We start from the raw sequence: 22,511 nt of genomic DNA, 5'->3' as shown, positions 1-22,511 counted from the left end.
CTATTTGCTCGTTTGAATAAGCTCAATTGAATAGCCGTCTGGATCTTTAACAAAAGCGATGTGCGTTTCGCCACCTTTCATAGGACCAGGAGCGCGAGTAATGTTGCCACCAAGTTGCTCAATACGCTCACACGCTGCATAAATGTCCTCACAACCAATCGCAATATGTCCCCAGGCGTTGCCTTGGTCATAGTTGTCTGTATCCCAGTTGTAAGTTAACTCAATAGTCGAACCTGCATCTTGACCTTCGTAGCCTACGAAGACTAACGTATAGCGATACTCTTCATTTTCGAAACGATCCAACATTTTCATGCCAAGCACTTCAGAATAAAACTTGATGGACTTTTCTAAGTCCACGACTCGAATCATGGTGTGTAAAACTTTCATGTAACCCCTCGGCAGAACTCTTGTCAGCGCAGTAAAACAAGCCAACAACGTTAAATGGTTATTTCCAACTGACGCTAGAGTAAGGCAAATGGGAAAGTAGGTGAAATTATCTAATATTATAATTTTGATAATTTTTTGGAATGATTAAGGAGATAGAAAAAGTGAGAAAAGAAAGTGGCCTTGCACATTAGCAAGGCCACATTATCTTAGTTATTTCAAATCAAAACGGTCAGCATTCATTACCTTAGTCCACGCAGCAACAAAGTCGGTAACAAACTTTTCTTTGTTATCATCTTGCGCATAGACCTCAGCATACGCTCTTAGTATCGAGTTAGAACCGAATACAAGGTCAGCACGCGTCGCAGTCCATTTCACGACACCATTAGAACGATGCACGATATCATAGGAGTTTCGGCCTGTTGGCTTCCACTGATAGTTCATGTCTGTAAGATTAACGAAGAAGTCGTTGCTCAACACTCCAACACGCTCAGTGAAGACACCGTGGGCACTGCCGTTATAGTTAGTCCCTAACACACGCATCCCACCGATGAGAACTGTCATCTCTGGTGCGGTTAGCCCCATCAATTGAGCGCGGTCTAACAACATCTCTTCCGGTGTTGCAGCATAATGCTGTTTTTGCCAGTTTCGGAAACCATCTGCAAGAGGTTCTAGAACTTCAAAAGATTCGACGTCAGTTTGCTCTATGGTTGCGTCACCTCGACCTGGAGCGAAGGGTACGTTCACATTGAACCCAGCAAGTTTTGCTGCTTGCTCTACACCCACATTACCCGCTAACACAATCACATCAGCAACACTTGCGCCAGTATCGACAGCGATACGCTCAAGAACAGGCAAAACCTTATTCAGTTTCTCTGGTTCATTTCCTAACCAGGTACGCTGTGGCTCTAGACGGATTCGAGCCCCATTAGCCCCGCCACGTTTATCTGACTGGCGATATGTACGTGCACTATCCCAAGCCGTTGTAATCATTTCCGTTGCACTTAAATCTGACGCTAAGATTTTTTCTTTTACGTCTTCAATATCATAATCCGTTGAACCTGCAGGAACAGGATCTTGCCAAATTAGTGCTTCAGTTGGCGCTTCTGGACCAATGTAAACTGATGATGGTCCCATATCACGGTGGAGTAACTTAAACCAAGCGCGAGCGAACACCTCTGAGAACTGCTCTGGATTATTGTAAAAGCGTTCAGAGATCTTACGATATTCTGGGTCCACTTTTAGTGCCATATCGGCATCAGTCATCATAGGGTTGTATCGGATGCTTGCATCTTCTACGTCTACCGGCTTGTTTACCTCATCAATCGCAACAGGTTCCCATTGCCATGCGCCTGCTGGGCTCTTAGTCAATTGCCACTCATGTGATAACAACATCTCGAAGAAACCGTTATCCCACTGAGTTGGATGTGTAGTCCAAGCGCCTTCAATACCACTGGTGACTGTGTTGCGGCCGATACCACGCGACTGATGGTTGTTCCAACCTAAACCTTGTTCGGAGATATCCGCTCCTTCTGGAGATTCACCAAGCTCGGCAGCGTTACCGTTACCATGTGCTTTACCAACTGTGTGACCACCAGCCGTCAACGCCACGGTTTCTTCGTCATTCATTCCCATTCGAGCAAAAGTAACTCGCATATCCTGAGCGGTTTTGAGTGGATCTGGTTGACCATCAACACCTTCAGGGTTCACGTAGATAAGACCCATCATGACCGCTGCTAATGGGTTTTCTAAATCTCTATCACCAGAATATCGACTGTTTTCACCTTTACTGTCTTGAAGCCATTCTTTTTCAGCGCCCCAGTAAATATCTTTCTCTGGCGACCAGATATCTTCACGACCAAATGCGAAACCGTAGGTTTTTAAGCCCATCGATTCGTAAGCAATATTACCCGCATAAACGATAAGATCAGCCCAGCTAATTTTGTTGCCATACTTTTGCTTAATTGGCCAAAGAAGGCGACGTGCTTTATCTAAGTTTGCGTTATCTGGCCAAGAGTTTAGGGGGGCAAATCTTTGGTTACCCGTACTCGCACCACCTCGGCCATCGCCAATTCGATAAGAACCGGCTGAATGCCATGCCATGCGAATCATTAAACCGCCGTAATGGCCCCAGTCAGCCGGCCACCATTCTTGGCTATCGGTCATTAATGCTGTTACGTCTTGCTTCAATGCGTCAAAATCCAGCGTTTTTACCGCTTCACGATAATCAAACGCTTGTCCTAGAGGATTCGTTTTAGCATCGTGCTGATGCAAAATATCTAAGTTAAGCGCGTTGGGCCACCATGCAACATTAGAACCTTCTGAAGAGGTAACTGCTCCATGCATAACTGGACATTTACCAGTAGTTGTATTTTCTTGCTTCATAATATTTCACCGATTTTATTTATAACTTTTAACGATTACGACAAGCACACTATTTTTAAATAAGCGAAGCCAAGAATTTACCCAGCTTCAACTGTGGATTTATTAGTAATTAATATTTCATTACACCGAATTCAATCAAATATTAACTACCTAAATATAAACAATGTGACCATCCATTTATTAGTAGAGGTTTGAGTTACACCGCTATAATATAGTCACTATCATAATCCCAGTGACCATAGACTTCCGTTTCAAATCTCTTCCGTTCGTTGTTGTCGTCAGTTAAACGTCCAACGCTTTTTCGATTGTTATGCTCGAACGTGCCTTGGTTGTAGTTCTCCGACCGAACAACACTCTTAACTCCAAATGAGCTAAAAACCATATCACTATAAGGGTTCGCTTTCATGAAACACCTCCTTTGCCGTTACTAAGCAAACTATAGTGCGCTCCAGCCGTTTACACCATTGGGCTTATCCTATTTCTAGGATAGGGAAAACCTATCGATGCGTTAACTACTAAAGTTAGATTCAATATAAGTAGATTTTTTAAAAATGAAATATAAAAAGGCAGATAAGAATCTTGCACGTTTTAAAGCAAAACATGCAAGATTATTGGGAGAGTGGTGAAGATAACTAAAATACGCTATTAGCTTATTGCTAATAAAGATTAATTACTCTTTTTTAGAAGGAATAAATGGTAGCCAAACTCATCAGAATATTGAGTACAAATATGGACTTCGTGTTGAATATCTTTCCATGCGGGTCTATTGGACATTTCGGACGTCATTTCAACAACTCGTTCACCCAATGGACCATAATAGTTCATCCACCCAGATTGACTCAGCGCGAAGTTATCGATCACTTCATAACCTGCCTTTTTCATTTGCGCTAACCGTGTCTCAACAAGTTGAATGTCTGGGTATTCATGGCTCCAAAACTGTTTCGATTCGTCACTCGGTGATGTCGTTTTCCATACCATGTCGCTCACCATCAGATAGCCTTCTTGTTTCAACAAAGGTTTCCAATCCATTAGAGCCTTTTCGATTCCCATGATGTAAGCGCTTCCTTCTGCCCAGATCAATTCAAAGCTCTGTTTGTCGAATGGTAGCTCGGTCATGCTCGCAGTAACTGTCTTGAGCCTGTCTTGCCATCCTTGCTCAGCAAAACGTTCAGAAAGACGTTCGAGCGCTGTCGACTCATTATCAACAGCAGTGATAACTGCATTACTTTGCTCTGCCAGTACTTTTGTGGCTAGACCTTTACCACAACCAATTTCAAGGATATTTCGTGGCGTCGTCGGTAGTAAACTCAGTGCCTTTGCTGTGTCCTCTTCACTACCTGGCCCCCAGCGTTCTAATGTCTGGAAAACCTTCATAAAATCGGACATGTATTCGTCGTGTTCGTTCATATCTTTTGATAACCATTTCAAGTGCAAGGCGTCTTTTTCGCTAAACCCTTGCTTAATTAACCAATCCAAGTGAGCATCAGGAGCCAGTTTGTCCAAATCACCATGCCAAGCTTTAAGGTCACCTTCCCCAAGTAACGCCGCGAGTAATTGCAACGACTGCTGTTTTTGCTCAATTTCTTGTTGTAGGACTTGCAGTCGGTTCTTGAGTAGCTCTCGATCCACCTTAGCTTCTAAGCAGGCCTTACACTCTTTAAGTGTCAATCCACCTGCCTGCAACTTCTGAATCAAACGGACTCGCTGTACATCTTTATCGCTGTAAACACGATAGCCGTTTTCTAGTCGTCTACCTGAAATCAGCTTTTGCTTTTCATAGTAAAGTAAAGCCGTTCGTGACAAGCCGACCATTACTGCTAACTCTGAGATTCGATACAAATCCAATGCCTCTATCTGTCTAGATGATTAACCACTTTAAACTATAAAGTTATAGACAGGTCAATGAGGAAAGTGAAGAAAAAAGACGGGAGACACGAACTGTTCATACTGCTGTCCGTGCCTTTTTACAAATGACGTTATGCTTTGATTGCAGTACAGAAACTCACATCTGCTGTATTCGTTTCCAGATTATAGGAATGGTAAAGTTCGAAACAGGGCCTATCGTCACTATCAAGCTGCTGTTCAACAACTTGCCCCATCAGCTCTTCCCACGCAGGTCCATATTGCGACTTTTCAGTAATCGTTTTGCGAATACAAGCGTATTTACCGCCATCAAATGACATCAACTCGACACCGTTAGATACGTCTACAGTTGACTCAACCAACAAACAAATATCGGTTCGGCATTTATCTGCTGGGGTGATCTCTGGGTTATCATGATAAACGAAGATACTGGTGTTCCCAGCTAGACCTTTTGGGCCTGCCCATGTGTAAAGTGTATCGATTGCAGGTTCATAGTTTTCTCCGTATGGGCCAGTCACTCGCACGTAAGCTAATTGACCAGATTCAAAAGTTTTAATATCCATCATTGTGCTCCATGTTTTTGATTCGGCTTCAGTATAGAGGTCGGCTTCGCCATTCTCGTGTCCATTATTGCGAAGCTTGTGTCCAATCTTGCTGTTTCGCATCAAGCAGCCGTACTCCTCCATATCACGGCAATTGCGAATGTCCGTTGGCGTGATTCCAAAGTACTTTTTAAAGGCTTTTGCCAAGCTTTGAGAGCTCGCGAAGCCACTATCTAATGCCACCGTGGTGATGTCTGGTTTGTTATAGAACAGCTCGTTAGCGGCTTGTTCTAGTCTCAATCGACGAATAAAGTCGTTCAGCGTCTCTCCTACCACTGCTTTGAATATTCGATGGAAATGGTACGGTGACAAATGTGCTTTCTCTGCTACCTGTACCAAATTTGTAGGATTGTCATAGTGACTTTCTAGATAACGAATTACCGGTCGTAGTCGTTTGTGGTAGTCAGTCTTCATCGCCTAGTCCTTCCACATTCCAAGTACGGTTTTACGGATATCGGTAATCGCTTTCGCAGCGATTTTTTTATCCTGAGCATCCGGTGCTATTTTCGGATAGTGCACTCGGTTTAAGTGTTCACACAACGAGTCCGTCATAAAACGGCTCTTGCCTCCATACACATGCTTATCACCCCAACTCTGTTGCTCCGGTACCCAATATTTCATCGGCTGCATGAGATGCAGTTCTTGCTTAGCACGCGTCATGGCTACATACAGTAAGCGTCTTTCTTCTTCTAACGCTCGTTTGTCGCCCACTGCATATTCATTAGGGAAGTTGCCATCAGCGACATTGAGAACATAAACATTTTGCCACTCTTGCCCTTTCGCACTGTGTACCGTGGAGAGAATTAAAAAGTCATCATCGATTTTAGGGTTGCTTGCTAAATCACCAGTCGACTGCGGTGGGTCAAGAGTCAACTCAGTCAAGAACCGTTCACGCGTACTGTATTGACCGGAAATCATTACAAGCTGCTCGACATCACCCCAACGAACAAAATGGTCATCGTAATTCAGTTCTAATAATGGGCTATAGAGAGTTGCAAGAAGGCTCAATTGTTCTGCCCACGGTACAGCGTTACTGTTTATCGTGAGTAGAGATTCGACTAACGTTTTAAACTCCACTCTTGCCGACATCGGGACTTTACAATCAGACAGCGCACTGAACTGATATTGATGCGCCTTTAAATGCTCGATGATATTGTTAGCGGTTTTAGGTCCAATACCAGCAAGCAATTTCAACACTCGAAAAGCAGATATGGTGTGTTTTGGATTATCAGCCCAGCGAAGAATAGAAAGAAGATCTTTAACATGAGCGGCTTCAAGAAACTTCAGGCCACCATGTTTAACATAAGGAAGATCACGGCGCGTTAACTCAAGTTCCAATCTGTCGCTATGATAGCTAGAGCGAAATAGCACAGCTTGTCGTTTCAGCTCAATGCCCTCTTCCCTCGCTCTTAGAATAGATTCAACGATATATTCCGCTTGCTTAGCGTCATCTTCCACCGTGACAAGTTGAGGTTTAGGCCCTTGTTTTCGCTCCGAATGTAGCTCAACTTTATAACCTTCTTGTCCTTCATTAAGTAGTTGATTGGATAAATCCAAAATACCTTGATGTGAGCGATAGTTGGTTGTGAGCATAATGACTTTTGCAGGCGGAGAAAACTGTTGTGGAAATTCCAGAATGTTGTCGACACTCGCCGCTCGGAAGCCGTAGATGGATTGCGCATCATCACCGACTACGGTTAACCCTCTTCCATCAGGAAAGAAGGCTTTGAGCATGCCTGCCTGAAGTAAGTTGGTATCTTGGTATTCATCGACCAATATGTAATCGAATTGAGCTCGCACTTTATTTGCTATCTCTGGCACTTGAGCCATATGGAAGCAGTAAAGTAACAAATCATCGTAATCTAAACAGAATTGTTCCGCTTTCTGCTCTGCATACTGAGCAAACAATGTCTTGAGTTCAGAGCTCCACTCTGCACAATGTGGGAAATACTGCGCGACAACCTCTTCGACAGCAGTTTGGCTATTCACGCAACGAGAATATATTTCTAAACAGGTTTTCTTTTTTGGAAAACGTCTATCGGTATTGGTAAAGCCAAGCTCAAACCGCAGCACATCCAACATATCCACTGCGTCATTTCTATCCATAATGGTGAAATCACTTTCGAGGCCGATAAGGGCAACATGTTCACGCAACAATCTTGCGGCGATAGAATGAAAAGTCCCCATCCAATCAAGCTTGACTGGGTGATATTGTTTACGCTGCTCATTAAGCTGCTGCTCTGCAATTCGATTCGCGCGAGAAGCCAGCTCAGCAGACGCCCTGCGAGCAAACGTCACCAACAAGATTTTCTCTGGCGGTACACCTTGAACTAATAGCTGAGCCGTTTTGTGAGCTAAGGTATTGGTCTTGCCCGTTCCCGCGCCAGCAATAATAAGTAGCGGGGAGTGATTACTCGTATTGCCTGATTTTGGCATACCAAAATCGACGGCGAGCTGTTGTTGGTGATTAAGAGTGATGGGTTGTGCCATGGTGTGCTCATCTAACTATCTTGGACAGTATAAGATTAGCATGAATACTGTTTTTATATACAGTAAAAGTGTAAGTATGCGATCTGTGTGGTACTCAACTGGACAAATGGTGAGTTCGTCCAGTTGAATAATAAGGCGTTAGATACTAGGTTGAACCCTCTTCATATCCAGCATAGGCAATGCCGGAAAGCCGTGCCATATTATGATTCCAAGTAGCAAGGTCGTGTTTGTTGAACTTACTCAAATCATCATGACCACAGGCTCTCGCCATCACTTGCATGAGTTCCACCGACGCCTCAAAGAAGTTTTTTAATTGATGGGATGCTTTTTCAACATTGAGTCGTTGCCTCAAATCGGCTTTTTGCGTTGCGATGCCCGCAGGGCAATTATTGGTGTTACACATTCTCGCAGCGACACAACCAATAGATTGCATTGCACTATTTGATATCGCGACCCCATCAGCACCTAATGCGAGTGCTTTAACGAAATCCATCGGTACACGAAGACCACCAGTGATAATCAGCGTAACCCTGCCACTCGCACCTTGCTGATCCAGATAACGCCGCGCTCTGGCTAGGGCTGGAATAGTTGGCACACTGATATGATCCCGGAACATTTCCGGAGCCGCACCCGTCCCCCCACCTCGACCGTCGAGAATGATGTAATCCGCACTGGCATCAAGCGCAAACTGAATGTCCTCTTCAATATGGTTTGCACTCAATTTAAACCCAATAGGAATACCTCCCGTAACTTCTCTCACTCTGTCAGCGAATCGTCTGAAGTCTTCAGCCGTATTCAGATCTTTAAATGTCGGAGGAGAGATAGCGGGTTCTCCTTCAGGAATACCTCTAACTTGAGAAATTTTTCCGATATTCTTGTTACCGGGAAGATGGCCTCCGGTGCCAGTTTTCGCCCCTTGTCCGCCTTTGAAATGAAACGCTTGCACCGATTTGAGTTTACTTTCATCGTAGCCAAATCCTGCGCTCGCCAACTCATAGAAATAACGCGAGTTTGCCGCTTGCTCCTCTGGCAGCATCCCCCCTTCACCCGAACAAATACCTGTACCGGCTAACTCCGCCCCCGTTGCTAATGATACCTTTGCTTCTTCTGACAGAGCACCAAAACTCATGTCCGAAACAAATAAAGGAATGTTAAGCTTCAGCGGCTTCTTAGCCTTAGGTCCAATGACCAATTCAGTCCCAACGGCAACGTCTTCAAGTAGAGGTTTCGTAGCCATTTGAGCAACCATAACTTGTATGTCATCCCAGTGGGGTAACAAATGCCTAGGCACGCCCATTGACGTCATTGGGCCATGATGTCCAAGCTTAGACAGCCCTTCACGGGCAAGTTGATGTATGAGTTCGACTGTTGGTTCTTCTTTCGTTTTAACCGCAACGGGCCCATCACTCGCCTTTTGACTCACACCAGGCCCTTCTTGACCAACTTGCTCATCACTAAACTGTTTGTGGGAGCCATCGCAATATGGAAGGTTTGCTGAGTGCTTGCAACGACACAAATACGCATCGCCCGATTTATCAGCACTGAAGCTTTGTGGTTTGAACTCCGTTCCTGCATGTGAACCGTCGCAGTAAGGTTGGTTTTTTGAACGTCCACAAGTGCAAAAGTAATGCTCTTGTCCACCTTCTAGCTCAACCTTTATCGGCTTGTTATCGGCAATTATTGGTTTGCTCATAATGCTTATCCTTGTTATCCACACTTTCTATGAAGGGGTAACGATAAGCATAGGTCAAAAAACCAACGATAAGATACGTCCAAAGAATCGACAGAGCATCACGTTGGAAACGTTAGAGCTGAGTATCACTCTTTACATATGTCGTAGAGAACTCATAACTATCGCAAATGTGCCTAGCCACTGAATATTCGAAGATTTGTCCGTTATCTAGATAGGCATTTTGGGCCACATTCACTAGATGTTCCCCTATAGGAACACTGAGGTAGTCCGCCTCTTCAACGTTAGCGTTGACAATCGTGATGCGTAAATTAGCGCTATGAATAGTAAGCTTCAGTTTGTCAGATATGTAGCCATATATCGAGTCTTTGACATGTTCGATAGCTAAGCTAGGGACAATTTTTGCTGACAGATAGATATACTCAACGATTGATGGCACGCCATCTAATACTCTGATTCGCGTTATGTCATAAACTGGATCGCCAACGTTGCATTTTAGTTTTTCCGCTATCAACGCGTTTGCGGGCACCGAACTGAATTTAACAACGCGAGTGTGAACAGTTTTACCCTTATCTTGGGCTCGTTTTTTGGTTCCAAGTAAATGAGAGTCAGATACAGCATCAGGTTTTTGTTTGACGAATGAGCCAGCTCCGCGCTTACGTACTACCAGCCCCTCTTTCACTAAGAAGTCCATGGCTTTTTTGATGGTTATTTCACTGCATTCAAACTCCGCGGCCAACGATCTGCCATCTGGGAGTTTTTCCTCCGACGAGTACTCTCCAGAAAGAATACGTGTCTTCATTTCACTATAAATGCCCTGATATTTAATCATTTATCAATGCCTATGCTATCCAATATACATCGGCAAATAACCTGCCTTTACTCTTTGCCCCAAGGGTACTTCCTTCTGTATCAAGAAACAAGCAACGACACAAAACCATATTTAATTTAGTCTAAACTCCATCATAAATCGCCAATAAAAGTGATCAAAATCACTATATTGAGCAGACATATTTGTAAAACCATATGGTTTTAATAATATCACGTTAAAGAGATTAGTATTTAAAACTGGAGTAATAATGGCATTTCAAGAGAATTTCCTATGGGGCAGTGCGTCTGCGGCGTATCAGATTGAAGGCGCAGCTAACTTAGACGGTAAAGGTGACTCCATTTGGGACGTCTACTCTCGTGTACCTGGCAACACATTCAAAGACACCACGGGGGAAGTAGCGATCGACTTCTACCATAAGTACGAAGAAGATATTGAATTGATGCGCGAAATGGGTTTAAAAGCTTATCGCTTTTCAGTCGCTTGGACTCGCATCATGCCTGATGGCCGTACTATTAATCCTAAAGGCATCGAGTTCTATCACAACGTTATTAATAAACTTATCGAATGTGGTATCACACCGATCCTAACAATCTACCATTGGGATCTTCCTCAAGCCCTACAAGATGAATATCAAGGTTGGGAAAGCCGTAAGATTCTGGCTGACTTTACCAAGTACTGTGAAGTCCTGTTTACCGAGTACGGTGAAAAAGTACCGTACTGGGTTTGTATGAACGAGCAAAACATCTTTACTAGTCTTGGTTATGTTCAAAAAATCCATCCACCAAAGGTTTCCGATTATCAGCGTTTTATTAATGCTAACCACATTGCAAGTCTTGCAAATGCTAATGCGGTAAAACGATTCAAGGAAATGGGCCTGCCGGGTCAGATCGGAGCGAGCTTCGCTTATAGTCCAACCTACTCTAAAACTGCTTCTCCAGAAGATGTCATCGCGGCTGAAAACGCACAAGAAATCCAAGATTTGCTTTGGATGGATGTCTACGCAAAAGGCGCATATCCAAAGATTGGCCTGAAGCTTCTAGAACGACTTGGTATTCATATCGACTTTCAAGATGGTGACAAAGAGCTGCTAAAAGCCGGTATCTGCGACTTCATGGGACTAAACTACTATCAGTCCGCTACGTTTGTTGCTCCAGAAAATAAGGCTGAGACCGCTCAAACAGGTAATGCTGCTCAAGTCTCTGTGGTTTCCGATGTTGCGGCTATCCCAACAGACAAATACTACGTACGCGCTGATAACGAACATCTAAAAATGACTGATTGGAACTGGGCCATTGATCCTGAGGGACTGCGCGTCGCCCTTCGCCGCATTACATCACGCTATAACCTTCCAATTCTTATTAGCGAAAACGGTCTTGGTGCTTATGACACACTAACGGAAGATGGCAAAGTTCATGATGACTACCGCATTGACTTTCTAAAAGCGCACGTAGAAGCAATTGGAGATGCGATTGACGATGGTTGTGAAGTTATTGGCTACTGTACTTGGTCTTATCAGGACTTGTTCAGTTGGTTAAACGGCTATGCGAAGCGTTATGGGTTCGTGTATGTTGACCGTGATGAAGAAAGCGAAAAAGAACTGAAACGCTACAAAAAAGACAGCTTCTACTGGTATCAAAAAGTCATTGAATCTAACGGTGAAACTCTTTAGTTTTCACGAAAAAGGTCTAGCTTGAGCTAGACCTTTTTATCATTACAACCAAGAATTTAGCTACGCCATGACTACTTAATTTCACCAAAGCGCTCTAAGTAAAGAATGGTGGCTGCAGTTCTTGAAGGGACTTGCAACTTTCTCAGCAAACTCTTCATGTGCACTTTAACCGTTGACTCCGAAATAAACAGTCGGTCGGCAATTTGCTTGTTTCTAAACCCTTTCGCTACCTCTTGAAGAATCTGCATTTCACGCTCAGTCAGTGTCGCGAAAACATCACTGGTATTGGCTCTTTCTTCAAGGTACTTCTCGATGGCAGAACTGAAAGCTTTATTGCCTGATGTCAGCCCACGAAGCAGTTCAATGATTTCATCTGGCTCGGTATCTTTAAGTAGATACCCATCAGCTCCCGCTTTTACTAAGGCATCGATATCCGCTGGAATATCAGAGACGGTAAGAATGACAATGTGTCCCTGAAAGTCATCTTCTCTTAGTGCTTTGAGCGTATCCAAACCTGACATACCCTTCATATTTAGATCGAGTAAGATCAAGTCAGGTTCATGTTCTTTTGCCAACGCAATTGCATCCGAGCCATTGCTGGCTTCCGCAACAATCCCAAAATCGTCTTCAAAGCTGAGTAACTGTCCAATACCACGCCTCATTAAAGGGTGGTCGTCGACTAACATGACTTTACATTCGCTCACTTAGTGGCTCCTTACTTCTTTGAAACGTTAATACCACCTCACAACCATCGTTTTCGGCGGAATTTATAGCAAGTTCTGCATTAAGTCGAGCTGCACGCTCTTTCATAATGCTCATACCATAATGGTCTAATTTCTGTATATTTTGGTCGAACCCTACACCATCGTCTTTTATTTTAACAGTAACAAGGGCATTTTCATCTTCGAAACAAGTTACTTTTATAAATGAGGCCTGTGCGTGCTTCATCGCGTTAAGTACGGCCTCACGAATAAGTTGTAAGATATGGACTTGTTCGTTTGCTCCTAACTCCAAAGACGACATTTGATTATCGAGTTCTATCTCAGCCTCAGTTTGTTCATCCAATTGATGAAGCATCTCAGTAATTGCTTCACCAAACGTCCCTTCTTTAATCGATAGTCGGAAAGTCGTCAGCAATTCTCGCAACTGAACGTAGGCGTTATCCAATCCCTCACGTATGTCATTCAACACTAGTTGAGAGCGACTTGATGACGAGTCAGTTAATTCCTTAGAAATAGAACGGTTTAGTAGTGTAACCTGAATTTTTAAGTAAGACAGTGACTGAGCGAGTGAATCGTGAAGCTCTCTGGCAATCGTCGCCCGCTCTTCCATTAATATAATCTGTTCGGTTTGACGTTGAGCTTTGTTGTAGTAAATCGCTCGCGATAAAATTTGAACGAAGTTATCTATTAATTTTTCATCTGGGCAAGGCAAGCCTACTTGATATCTGAGTTGGCCCAGTTCTTCACCATCCAAGTGCAATGGCCTTACCCGTTCCGCTTTCCCATTGAAAGTACCTTCCGTAGCAATCCAAGGATTACCTTCCACCTCAGAAACTTTGATTTCTACCGCTGAAATTCCTTCAACACTGTAGATATAAGTTAATATGGCTCGGAAGTTCTCATGGGAAATTCTCGTTGCTGTTAGTTCTTGTGACGATTGATAAAGCACTTGCAGTGATTGGTGTGCATGTTGAAGCTTATGGGTTTTTTCATTTACCGCTTGTTCTAATCCACGATATAACTTGCCAAGATCTTTGGCCATATTTCTAAATGCGTTACCTAAGATCCCGAGTTCATTGTCAGAACGAACATCAACCTCGACATCAAACGAACGGTTCTGAATCTGTTCACTGGCAGAAATTAGCTGCCCCAAAGGTCGAACAATTTGCTTTCTTACAAACAGTACAACATACACGGCCACCAGTAGAATTCCGCCTAAACCAACTCCGCCAGCCCATGCCAAACGGATTAACTTGTTTTCGGAATGCTCTTGAAGCTCCAATACAAACAAGTCTATACGGTCCACAAAATCAGCGACTAGCAATAGATACTGTTCTCTATCATCACTGGACAGTACAGATTTGAGTTCATGCCAACGGATAATGAGATTGTAGTAATCCTGCGTGATTTTCTCAGGTACATCCCATGACTGCAGGGCTTTCATTGAAGGAGAATAAAGGGAACGCTCAAACTGCTCGACATGTAAATAATAGAGTGGCGAATCTGATTGCATATCATAGGCTAATCGATAACTCTGCATTCGCATCGAACCGGAAACGTTGACGGCCTCAGCATCGTTTAAACTAGATGCTAACGTCAAAATAGCAAAGTTCGTTGTTGCTAAGGAAAGCAACAAGATGAGTATCATTGCTTTCGCTATTGTGCCGGTTACAGATTTATTCGGCTTCTTCATGACTCAATAATCTCACTTCACTTGTTTCAATCTATTCATAAGTACCGAAAACCGGACTCACACTATCGCTATCTATTGTCGGTAATTTATTGATCCAAAACAAGGATGGCCCCTATTTAACCCCTAAGAGGTATTTATCCAATTATGTCCAAACTTACAATTTATATGAATGTAAATTAAAGATTGTTAACAGATTTTTTGAACTAGACTTTCTGTAGACAGTTTTTATTGGTGAGATGAATGGTTGATATTTCCAAGCGTCGCTTTTTCACAAGAAAGCAGATCAATACTAAGCAAGCTAGGCTCCCTTGGGTAAAGGATTTAGCAACGTTCACCGACCAATGCACTCGTTGTGGTAAATGCATTAACGTGTGTGAAACGCAAATTATCAAGAGCGGTGATGGTGGCTATCCTGCGGTCAACTTCTCAATTGATGAATGTACGTTTTGTTACAAGTGTGCAGAAATCTGTCCAGAGCCTATATTTAATGATAGGGACGCCACACCTTGGAACGCAAAAGCAGAGATCGACACTCAATGTTTAGCGCAAAACAACATCGAGTGCCGTAGTTGTGGTGATAGTTGTGAAACTATGGCTATCACTTTCAAGTTAAGAGTGGGCGGTGTCGCTTTACCCCAATTAGAGTTAGGGGACTGTAACGGATGTGGAGCATGTGTTTCTGTATGTCCGAGTTCTTCTATCTCGGTGAGTAATGTCTAGTTCGAAGCAAAATTAAAATAAAACAAGAGAAAAAGATTTATGTCACTAAACGAAGTGCACATTTCTAGTTTGGTAGTACATTGCAAGGCTGAGCACCTTGCAGAAATCAAAGCGCAAATCGAACAATTCGATAACGCGGAGATCTACGGAGACAGCGAGGACGGCAAGATTATTGTTGTTCTGGAAACCGAGAATCAGGGTTTCGTCACCGACACAATTGACGCTATCAACAACCTACCGAATGTCCTTAACGCGGCCTTGGTTTATCACCAAATCGAGCACGGGTTAGATGACGATGAAAATAACACTGGAAGTAACCATTCCCAATTAGAGGGTGAAGTATGAAAATGACAAGACGTGCGTTTGTGAAAGCAAACGCAGCGGCATCAGCGGCAGCGGTAGCGGGTATTACCCTTCCTGCATCGGCTACCAACCTGATTGCTAGCTCCGACCAAACAAAAATTACCTGGGATAAAGCTCCTTGTCGTTTCTGTGGTACAGGCTGTTCTGTACTGGTAGGGACGCAAAACGGTAAAGTTGTTGCAACCCAAGGTGACCCAGAGGCGCCAGTAAACAAGGGTCTAAACTGTATCAAGGGTTACTTCCTCTCTAAGATTATGTACGGAAATGACCGTCTAACTCAGCCACTACTTCGTATGAAAGATGGCAAATTTGATAAAGACGGCGACTTCACTCCAATTTCTTGGGACCAAGCGTTCGATATTATGGCTGAGAAGTGGAAAGCTTCACTAAAAGCGAAAGGCCCAACAAGTATCGGTATGTTTGGCTCAGGCCAATGGACCGTTATGGAAGGTTATGCTGCAGCTAAGATGATGAAAGCGGGCTTCCGTTCAAACAACATTGACCCTAACGCACGTCACTGTATGGCGTCAGCGGTAGTTGGTTTCATGCGTGCTTTTGGTATCGATGAACCAATGGGTTGTTACGACGACTTCGAAAATGCGGACGCGTTCGTACTTTGGGGTTCTAACATGGCAGAGATGCACCCAGTTCTTTGGACTCGTATCACTGACCGTCGCTTAAGCCACCCACATGTTCGTGTAAACGTACTTTCTACGTACTACCATCGTTCGTTTGAGCTTGCTGACCACGGTTACATTTTCAACCCTCAGTCTGACCTTGCTATTGCAAACTTTATCGCGAACTACATCATTCAAAACGATGCAGTGAACTGGGACTTTGTTAACAAGCACACCAACTTCAAGCAAGCTGAAACTGATATCGGTTACGGCCTGCGTGACGATGATCCACTGCAAAAAGCAGCGGCTCACCCGAACTCAGGCAAAATGTCAGACATTACGTTTGAACAATACAAAGCCTCTGTCGCACCTTACACTGTAGAAAAAGCTTCTGAAATATCTGGTGTTGAACCAGAGAAGTTGATTGAGCTTGCTAAGCAATATGCTGATCCAAACGTTAAGGTTATGTCTCTTTGGACTATGGGTATGAACCAACATACTCGTGGTGTATGGATGAATGGTCTAGTTTATAACATCCACCTACTAACCGGTAAGATCGCAACTCCGGGTAACAGCCCATTCTCACTAACAGGTCAGCCATCAGCATGTGGTACAGCCCGTGAGGTTGGTACCTTTGCGCACCGTCTACCAGCAGACATGGTTGTAGCAAATCCTAAGCACCGTGCGATTGCTGAGAAAGAGTGGAAGCTTCCAGAAGGGACTATTCCACCAAAACCAGGCTTCCATGCGGTGTTGCAAGACCGAATGCTTCATGATGGAGTATTGAACTGCTATTGGATTCAATGTAACAACAACCTTCAAGCTGGCCCAAACATCAATACTGAACGTCTTCCAGGTTACCGTAACCCTGAAAACTTCATCGTATGTTCTGACCCATACCCAACTGCGACTGCACAAGCAGCTGACCTCATTCTTCCTACAGCTATGTGGATTGAAAAAGAAGGCGCTTACGGTAACGCAGAACGTCGTACGCAAGCCTGGTATCAACAAGTAGAGACCGTTGGTGAAGCCAAGTCAGACTTGTGGCAGTTAATGGAGTTCTCTAAACGCTTTAAGATGGAAGAAGTGTGGCCAGAAGAACTGCTTGCAAAAGCACCTGAGTACCGCGGTAAAACCATGTACGACATGCTGTTCAAGAACGGCCAAGTTGATAAGTACCCTATCGAAGAAGCTCGTGAGCTTAACGATGATGCTCACCACTTCGGTTACTACGTTCAAAAAGGCCTGTTCGAAGAGTACGCGGCATTTGGTCGTGGTCATGGTCACGATTTGGCTCCATACGATGTTTACCATCAAGTTCGTGGTCTACGTTGGCCTGTTGTTGATGGCAAAGAAACATTATGGCGTTACAAAGAAGGCTCAGATCCATATGCGAAAGCAGGTTCTGGTTGGGACTTCTATGGTAAACCAGACGGTAAAGCTCTGATTATTTCAGCACCGTATGAAGCGCCACCAGAAGTGCCAGATGAAGAATTCGACCTATGGCTATGTACTGGCCGTGTTCTTGAGCACTGGCATACAGGTACTATGACTCGCCGTGTTCCTGAACTGTACAAAGCCGTGCCAGATGCAGTGTGTTATATCCACCCTGAAGATGCTAAGTCTCGTGGCCTTCGCCGTGGTGACGAAGTACTTATGGCTAATAAACGTGGTGAAGTACGTGTACGTGTTGAGACTCGTGGCCGTAACCGTCCGCCAAAAGGTTTGGTATTCGTACCATTCTTCGATGCTCGTATCCTAATCAACAAGTTGATTCTTGATGCGACTGACCCTCTGTCTAAACAGACAGACTTCAAGAAGTGCCCTGTGAAAATCACGAAAGTGGCTTAACAGAGACAATATTGAAACGTGGCTGCTTCAATAGAAGTGGCCACCGAAGAATTAGCCTTAAGGCGGAGATAACAAAATGAAAAAACTGATTGTCGCTATTCTCTCTGTTGGTGCACTGATTGCAGGTGTTGCACAAGCAGAATTGAATAACCCGGGTGGAACTGGTGGTCTAGATTCACTTCGTGGTAGTAGTAACCTTGAAGACACACGCCCAGCGGATGACTTCAAACATATTCCTAAAGACCAAGTGATTGAGAGTGATTACGTGTATCAGCCTCCACTGATCCCTCATCAAATTCGCAACTATGAAGTATCGCTTAACGCAAACAAATGCTTGGCTTGCCATAGCTGGAAAAACGCGAAAGAAGCAGGTGCGACTAAAATCAGCGTAACTCACTATATGAACCGTGAAGATGCTGTTTTAGCGGACGTTTCCCCTCGTCGTTATTTCTGCTTGCAGTGCCACGTTCCTCAGGTTGATGCACAACCGCTAGTAGGTAACGAGTTTGAGCGCGTAGATTCATTGCGTACTGAATAGCCACGAAGTATTAAGAGAGGCTATATATGAAATTTCTTAAAGCGTTTTGGACTCGTTTAAAGTCACCAAGTAAAGCAGCAGCTGGTGTTGTGCTATTCCTTGGTTTCGCCGGCGGTCTGCTATTTTGGGGTGCTTTCAACACGGGTATGGAAGCAACGAATACTGAAGAATTCTGTTCTGGATGTCACGCACCAATTGTTGCTGAAATCCAAGAGACAATTCACTATTCGAACCGCTCTGGTGTTCGTGCAATCTGCTCTGACTGTCACGTTCCTCACAACTGGACAGACAAAATTGTTCGTAAGGTTCAAGCTTCGAAAGAGTTGTTTGCACATTATGTGTTGAAAACCATCGATACTCCTGAGAAGTTCCAAGCACGACGTGGACACCTAGCTGAACGAGAATGGGCTCGACTCAAAGCCAATGACTCCCTTGAGTGTCGTAACTGTCATGAATTTGATTACATGGACTTTTCCGAGCAAGGCCCACGAAGCGTGCAGCAGCACTCTACTGCATTAGCGTCTGGCGATAAAACTTGTGTTGATTGCCACAAAGGTATCGCACACAAACTGCCTGATATGAAAGGTGTGGAAGGCTGGCAATAAGGAGCACTGAATGAGTACATTAGAATCGGTGATTTGGCACGTACTAGGTTATGCTGCAATGCCAGTCATCATTTTGTCGGGATTCGTTGGAGTCGCAGCCGTTTCGATATGGTTGCTGTCTCTCGGTAAAGACAAACAGCAATAAAGCTTTTAGCCCCGCTCATGCGGGGCTTTTTATTTTTCCCCTCTTAACCACATGATTTCTACTATAGTTAATTTACTCCAATAAAATGAAACAAATAGAGTAGAATCAGCTTATTAAAGCTCACGCTATCCCTCTGTTGTAGAAAGTGTCAGTGGTCATGTCCAAGAAAAACAAAACATCTAGCAAACTCTCCATACGCCGTGTTGTAGCGTTACTGTTTACTCTCGCTATCACAGCTACAGCCTTAATTTCGGCTACCGTCATTTATTCACTGACTAAAGAACGCGAAGTCAACCATGCCTTAGCGAACTATCAGTTGATTTCGTCATTGGTCTCACAGCGATTGGAACAGATCGATCAAGTCGGAGAGCAGTCTGCGGTTCAACTGGGATACCTATTGAGTACCCAGTTAAGCGAAAAGAGTCCTTCGGAACTAATTGAGCTGTTTGGAGCCACATTTCTCGGTAACCCATTTATCCATAGCATTTATATCGGATTTGATAATGATGACTTTCTTCAACTCATCAACCTGAAACCTAAATACATCTCCGATAAATTGAACCTACTTGAAGGAGAATCTTGGATGGTTATCGAACATTCCAATGATATCGACGGAAAGCGGGTCAAGCGCACACGATTCTACTTCGATAATTTTGAACTCAGTAGAGAGCAAGAAGAAGTCAGTATTTTTTACCCAACACAAAGGGGATGGTACACACGTGCCTCTGAAGAAGAGGTCTATAAAACCACACCTTATCTCTTTCACAACCTACGAGTCACTGGCCAGACATTTTCTCGTAAGATACCGAGCCTCAACGCTGTCATTGGCGTCGATATTGCTCTCGCTTCACTAAATGAACACTTTGAAGATAGCTTGTCTGATAATGTCGCGCTGGAGGGAGCAGATGCTTACATAACGGATGGTGAGGGTCGGATTATTGGCACCAATACTATATTAGACACGGCAAATAGCCTGCCCTTCATCGATAAAATGCCACTAACAAATACACAGCTTGATCTTGTTATCAACTCACCGGTGCTCAAAGTATCAAATCAATTAGATTGGGAGCCTATCGATTTTACTGTGGTTGGCAATCCGGACGGACTTGCCATCGACTTATTCACGCTAATCTCTGATGCCACCGGACTACAGTTTGAGTACATCAATGGTCGAAGTTGGCAGGAACTCGTTAACGACTTTCGTCTGGGCAAAATTGATATTCTGCAATCTATTGCTAGTGATAGTAATGTCTCTGACCACAGTATCGAAAGTGACATCCTATATTCTCTTGAGTACGCCATTGCTACGCATAAAAGCGCACCACATATAGCATCGTGGGATGACCTCAAAGGCAGAACAGTCGGCTTCCTTGGTGGTTGGTCTATTGTCGAGCAGTTGAGAAAAGATTACCCAAGTATTACCGTTTATGCCTACGATACTTATGATGAAGCGTTCGAAGATGTACAGACCCAGAAAATTGTAGGTATTGTTGATGTCGCACCTGTAATCAAAAGTAAAGTCGAAAAACTAATTAACTATGACTTGAAGACTCAATCATTAAAAAAACATCCAGCGTTTCCAACTGACTTCGTTTTTATTGCTAATGAGCAACTTAAGCCGTACATAGAACTGATTAATCAAGCGCTAACCTATCTTGATCAGGAGAAAGTGCGTACCGTGTTAGCAGACAAATGGCTGAATAGCGACCAACACCACACTAGCCATATTCCTTCAAATCGGCTGCTATCTATGCTGGAAGATCCAAGCTTCCATGAAAAGATCTCCTTTGTCGATATGAAGGGACAAAAGCACTTTGTTTATATCACTGAAGTTAACGACACACCCCAAGAATATTTCGTACTCACCATACCGGAAAAGAAACTTCTAGGTAGTGCCTACCAGTACATTATCAATAGCTCTCTCTGGACCTTAGCTGCACTCGTTATCATGATTCCTCTTGTGTGGCGTATCAGCACTCCGATGTCCAGTCCGATTAAGAAATTACTCCTGCAAACCAAGCGAATTAAACACCGCCAATATAATAAAGTGAAGGCGTTCAACAGTTCTGTGCGGGAGGTAAATGAGTTATCTCATGCTATCTATGATATGTCGCAGTCTTTAGATGCATTTCAGCGCTCGCAGGATGCATTTATTGAGGCAATCATTCAGCTTATCGCGCGTGCCGTCGATGAGAAATCGCCTTACACAGGCGCACACTGTTTACGCGTCCCTGAGCTTGCGTTCCTCCTTAGCGACGCTGCAGAGCAATCGAACGACGGCATCTTTGAATCATTTGAGTTTGAAAACGAAGCCAAACGCAGAGAATTTCGCATTGCTGCTTGGTTGCACGATTGCGGAAAAATCACCACACCAGAGTATGTGGTCGATAAAGGAACCAAATTGGAAACTAACTATAACCGAATTCATGAAATTCGAACTCGATTTGAAGTGTTATGGCGCGATGCTGAAATTACAGCGCTAAACATTCAGTTAGAGCAGCCAAACTTGGCCACTGATGCGAAACAAAACCTAAAACAACGTCAAGAAGAACTCCTAGAGCAGTTTAGCTTCATTGCACAATTAAATGTTGGAAACGAGTTTATTAATGAGCAAGACAAAGTTCGCATTGTCGAAATAGGCAAACAAATCTGGACCAGCCACTTTGACCGTTACCTTGGTTTGTCACCGTTAGAAGAACAACGTCTATCTGCAGAAACGAGATCGCCTGCTTGCGAGCCACTACTTAGCGATAGACCAGAGCATATCATCACTCGCTCTGCAGACTACGAGCTAGATGAAAAGCTAGGCATTAATATGAACGTTCCTGAACACCTATATAATCTTGGCGAGATTTATAATCTCTCCATTTCAAGAGGAACATTGACGCAAGAAGAGCGCTTTAAAATTAACGAACATATGATTGCTGGTATCAAGATGCTGAGCAGTATCCCTTTTCCTGAAGATCTCAAAAACGTGGAACGAATCGCTACTACTCACCATGAAACAATGAGAGGAGATGGCTACCCTAGACGTTTAACCGGAGACAAGTTGTCAATCCCAGAGCGTATCTTAGCCGTTGCGGATATTTTTGAGGCACTTACAGCTGCAGATAGACCTTACAAGAAAGCTAAAACCATCAGTGAGTCTTTGGATATTTTACATAAGATGGCTCTGGAAGAGCACGTTGACATGGAAGTATTCCAATTATTCATTAAGAGTCGCGTATACATGACGTACTCGAAGCGATTCCTGGCCCCTACGCAGATTGATGAGGTGGATGAAAGTAAGTATCTCAGTTAAGAAACTTAACTGAGAACCAAAGAAAAAACCGCCAAATACTG

At 43.8% G+C, this 22,511-nt stretch carries 18 protein-coding genes; 8 read left to right on the top strand and 10 right to left on the bottom strand.

The genetic code is table 11. From position 1 onward, the window contains the following. From gloA to OH456_RS03405, 8 genes are all read right to left on the bottom strand, one after another. On the bottom strand, window positions 1-387 hold the full coding sequence (gene gloA / locus OH456_RS03440; protein WP_006069411.1) for a lactoylglutathione lyase: 387 nt from the start codon (window positions 385-387) through the stop codon (window positions 1-3). A gap of 210 nt (window positions 388-597) precedes the next feature. After that, window positions 598-2,769, bottom strand: a complete 2,172-nt coding sequence (katG, locus tag OH456_RS03435; protein ID WP_270032797.1) for a catalase/peroxidase HPI — start codon at window positions 2,767-2,769, stop codon at window positions 598-600. A 196-nt stretch (window positions 2,770-2,965) separates the two neighbouring features. Next, complete coding sequence (locus tag OH456_RS03430) at window positions 2,966-3,175, bottom strand: hypothetical protein (RefSeq protein WP_198559092.1); 210 nt, start codon at window positions 3,173-3,175, stop codon at window positions 2,966-2,968. Between the two features lie 260 nt (window positions 3,176-3,435). Continuing rightward, window positions 3,436-4,608 (bottom strand): MerR family transcriptional regulator, encoded by a 1,173-nt coding sequence (locus OH456_RS03425; RefSeq protein ID WP_270032796.1) that lies wholly within the window; start codon window positions 4,606-4,608, stop codon window positions 3,436-3,438. A gap of 137 nt (window positions 4,609-4,745) precedes the next feature. Continuing rightward, entirely contained in the window at window positions 4,746-5,648 is a 903-nt protein-coding gene (locus tag OH456_RS03420) for an AraC family transcriptional regulator (RefSeq protein ID WP_198559094.1), read from the bottom strand. Between the two features lie 3 nt (window positions 5,649-5,651). Further along, a complete protein-coding gene (locus OH456_RS03415; protein WP_270032795.1) occupies window positions 5,652-7,724 on the bottom strand; it encodes an ATP-dependent helicase in 2,073 nt (690 codons plus the stop codon). 145 nt (window positions 7,725-7,869) lie between these two features. After that, complete coding sequence (locus tag OH456_RS03410; protein WP_031493132.1) at window positions 7,870-9,417, bottom strand: glutamate synthase-related protein; 1,548 nt, start codon at window positions 9,415-9,417, stop codon at window positions 7,870-7,872. Between the two features lie 112 nt (window positions 9,418-9,529). Next, entirely contained in the window at window positions 9,530-10,246 is a 717-nt protein-coding gene (locus tag OH456_RS03405; RefSeq protein WP_006069404.1) for a GntR family transcriptional regulator, read from the bottom strand. A 247-nt stretch (window positions 10,247-10,493) separates the two neighbouring features. Here OH456_RS03405 and OH456_RS03400 point away from each other — a divergent pair, with 247 nt between their 5' ends. Further along, a complete protein-coding gene (locus OH456_RS03400; RefSeq protein ID WP_038227121.1) occupies window positions 10,494-11,915 on the top strand; it encodes a glycoside hydrolase family 1 protein in 1,422 nt (473 codons plus the stop codon). A 71-nt stretch (window positions 11,916-11,986) separates the two neighbouring features. Here OH456_RS03400 and OH456_RS03395 read toward each other — a convergent pair whose 3' ends face one another. Both OH456_RS03395 and narQ read right to left on the bottom strand, forming a co-directional pair. Beyond that, window positions 11,987-12,619 carry a response regulator gene (locus OH456_RS03395; protein WP_006069402.1) on the bottom strand — a complete coding sequence of 211 codons (633 nt, stop codon included), beginning with the start codon at window positions 12,617-12,619 and terminating at the stop codon, window positions 11,987-11,989. Next, window positions 12,606-14,330 (bottom strand): nitrate/nitrite two-component system sensor histidine kinase NarQ, encoded by a 1,725-nt coding sequence (narQ, locus tag OH456_RS03390; protein ID WP_006069401.1) that lies wholly within the window; start codon window positions 14,328-14,330, stop codon window positions 12,606-12,608. The genes OH456_RS03395 and narQ overlap by 14 nt, the downstream gene beginning before the upstream one ends. A 240-nt stretch (window positions 14,331-14,570) precedes the next feature. On the opposite strand from narQ, the gene napF reads away from it, so the two are divergent. The 7 genes from napF to OH456_RS03355 all read left to right on the top strand — a co-directional run bounded on the left by napF (window position 14,571) and on the right by OH456_RS03355 (window position 22,470). Beyond that, on the top strand, window positions 14,571-15,050 hold the full coding sequence (gene napF / locus OH456_RS03385; protein ID WP_124941315.1) for a ferredoxin-type protein NapF: 480 nt from the start codon (window positions 14,571-14,573) through the stop codon (window positions 15,048-15,050). A 39-nt stretch (window positions 15,051-15,089) separates the two neighbouring features. Then, window positions 15,090-15,395 carry a chaperone NapD gene (locus tag OH456_RS03380; protein ID WP_006069399.1) on the top strand — a complete coding sequence of 102 codons (306 nt, stop codon included), beginning with the start codon at window positions 15,090-15,092 and terminating at the stop codon, window positions 15,393-15,395. Continuing rightward, window positions 15,392-17,881, top strand: a complete 2,490-nt coding sequence (napA, locus tag OH456_RS03375) for a periplasmic nitrate reductase subunit alpha (protein WP_088878761.1) — start codon at window positions 15,392-15,394, stop codon at window positions 17,879-17,881. Before OH456_RS03380 ends, napA begins: the two co-directional genes overlap by 4 nt. A 76-nt stretch (window positions 17,882-17,957) precedes the next feature. Then, window positions 17,958-18,419: a nitrate reductase cytochrome c-type subunit gene (locus tag OH456_RS03370; protein ID WP_006069397.1), complete on the top strand. Its 462-nt coding sequence runs from the start codon at window positions 17,958-17,960 to the stop codon at window positions 18,417-18,419. Between the two features lie 26 nt (window positions 18,420-18,445). Further along, window positions 18,446-19,024 carry a NapC/NirT family cytochrome c gene (locus OH456_RS03365; RefSeq protein ID WP_006069396.1) on the top strand — a complete coding sequence of 193 codons (579 nt, stop codon included), beginning with the start codon at window positions 18,446-18,448 and terminating at the stop codon, window positions 19,022-19,024. A 10-nt stretch (window positions 19,025-19,034) separates the two neighbouring features. After that, window positions 19,035-19,169: a TIGR02808 family protein gene (locus tag OH456_RS03360; protein ID WP_006069395.1), complete on the top strand. Its 135-nt coding sequence runs from the start codon at window positions 19,035-19,037 to the stop codon at window positions 19,167-19,169. Window positions 19,170-19,326: 157 nt separating this feature from the next. Continuing rightward, window positions 19,327-22,470: an HD domain-containing phosphohydrolase gene (locus OH456_RS03355; RefSeq protein WP_270032794.1), complete on the top strand. Its 3,144-nt coding sequence runs from the start codon at window positions 19,327-19,329 to the stop codon at window positions 22,468-22,470. Window positions 22,471-22,511 lie beyond the last annotated feature (41 nt).

The sequence above is a fragment of the Vibrio sp. La 4.2.2 genome (assembly GCF_027586995.1).
Taxonomy (GTDB): domain Bacteria; phylum Pseudomonadota; class Gammaproteobacteria; order Enterobacterales; family Vibrionaceae; genus Vibrio; species Vibrio mediterranei.
The sequence above is the reverse complement of the archived record's forward strand: the minus strand, read 5'-3'. Positions and strand labels throughout refer to the sequence as shown.

What these genes read in the sequence shown, in the direction of transcription:
- gloA (WP_006069411.1), bottom strand. Translation starts at nt 387, where the DNA reads ATGAAAGTTTTACACACCATGATTCGAGTCGTGGACTTAGAAAAGTCC.
- katG (WP_270032797.1), bottom strand. Translation starts at nt 2,769, where the DNA reads ATGAAGCAAGAAAATACAACTACTGGTAAATGTCCAGTTATGCATGGA.
- OH456_RS03430 (WP_198559092.1), bottom strand. Translation starts at nt 3,175, where the DNA reads ATGAAAGCGAACCCTTATAGTGATATGGTTTTTAGCTCATTTGGAGTT.
- OH456_RS03420 (WP_198559094.1), bottom strand. Translation starts at nt 5,648, where the DNA reads ATGAAGACTGACTACCACAAACGACTACGACCGGTAATTCGTTATCTA.
- OH456_RS03415 (WP_270032795.1), bottom strand. Translation starts at nt 7,724, where the DNA reads ATGGCACAACCCATCACTCTTAATCACCAACAACAGCTCGCCGTCGAT.
- OH456_RS03410 (WP_031493132.1), bottom strand. Translation starts at nt 9,417, where the DNA reads ATGAGCAAACCAATAATTGCCGATAACAAGCCGATAAAGGTTGAGCTA.
- OH456_RS03405 (WP_006069404.1), bottom strand. Translation starts at nt 10,246, where the DNA reads ATGATTAAATATCAGGGCATTTATAGTGAAATGAAGACACGTATTCTT.
- OH456_RS03400 (WP_038227121.1), top strand. Translation starts at nt 10,494, where the DNA reads ATGGCATTTCAAGAGAATTTCCTATGGGGCAGTGCGTCTGCGGCGTAT.
- narQ (WP_006069401.1), bottom strand. Translation starts at nt 14,330, where the DNA reads ATGAAGAAGCCGAATAAATCTGTAACCGGCACAATAGCGAAAGCAATG.
- napF (WP_124941315.1), top strand. Translation starts at nt 14,571, where the DNA reads ATGGTTGATATTTCCAAGCGTCGCTTTTTCACAAGAAAGCAGATCAAT.
- OH456_RS03380 (WP_006069399.1), top strand. Translation starts at nt 15,090, where the DNA reads ATGTCACTAAACGAAGTGCACATTTCTAGTTTGGTAGTACATTGCAAG.
- napA (WP_088878761.1), top strand. Translation starts at nt 15,392, where the DNA reads ATGAAAATGACAAGACGTGCGTTTGTGAAAGCAAACGCAGCGGCATCA.
- OH456_RS03370 (WP_006069397.1), top strand. Translation starts at nt 17,958, where the DNA reads ATGAAAAAACTGATTGTCGCTATTCTCTCTGTTGGTGCACTGATTGCA.
- OH456_RS03365 (WP_006069396.1), top strand. Translation starts at nt 18,446, where the DNA reads ATGAAATTTCTTAAAGCGTTTTGGACTCGTTTAAAGTCACCAAGTAAA.
- OH456_RS03360 (WP_006069395.1), top strand. Translation starts at nt 19,035, where the DNA reads ATGAGTACATTAGAATCGGTGATTTGGCACGTACTAGGTTATGCTGCA.
- OH456_RS03355 (WP_270032794.1), top strand. Translation starts at nt 19,327, where the DNA reads ATGTCCAAGAAAAACAAAACATCTAGCAAACTCTCCATACGCCGTGTT.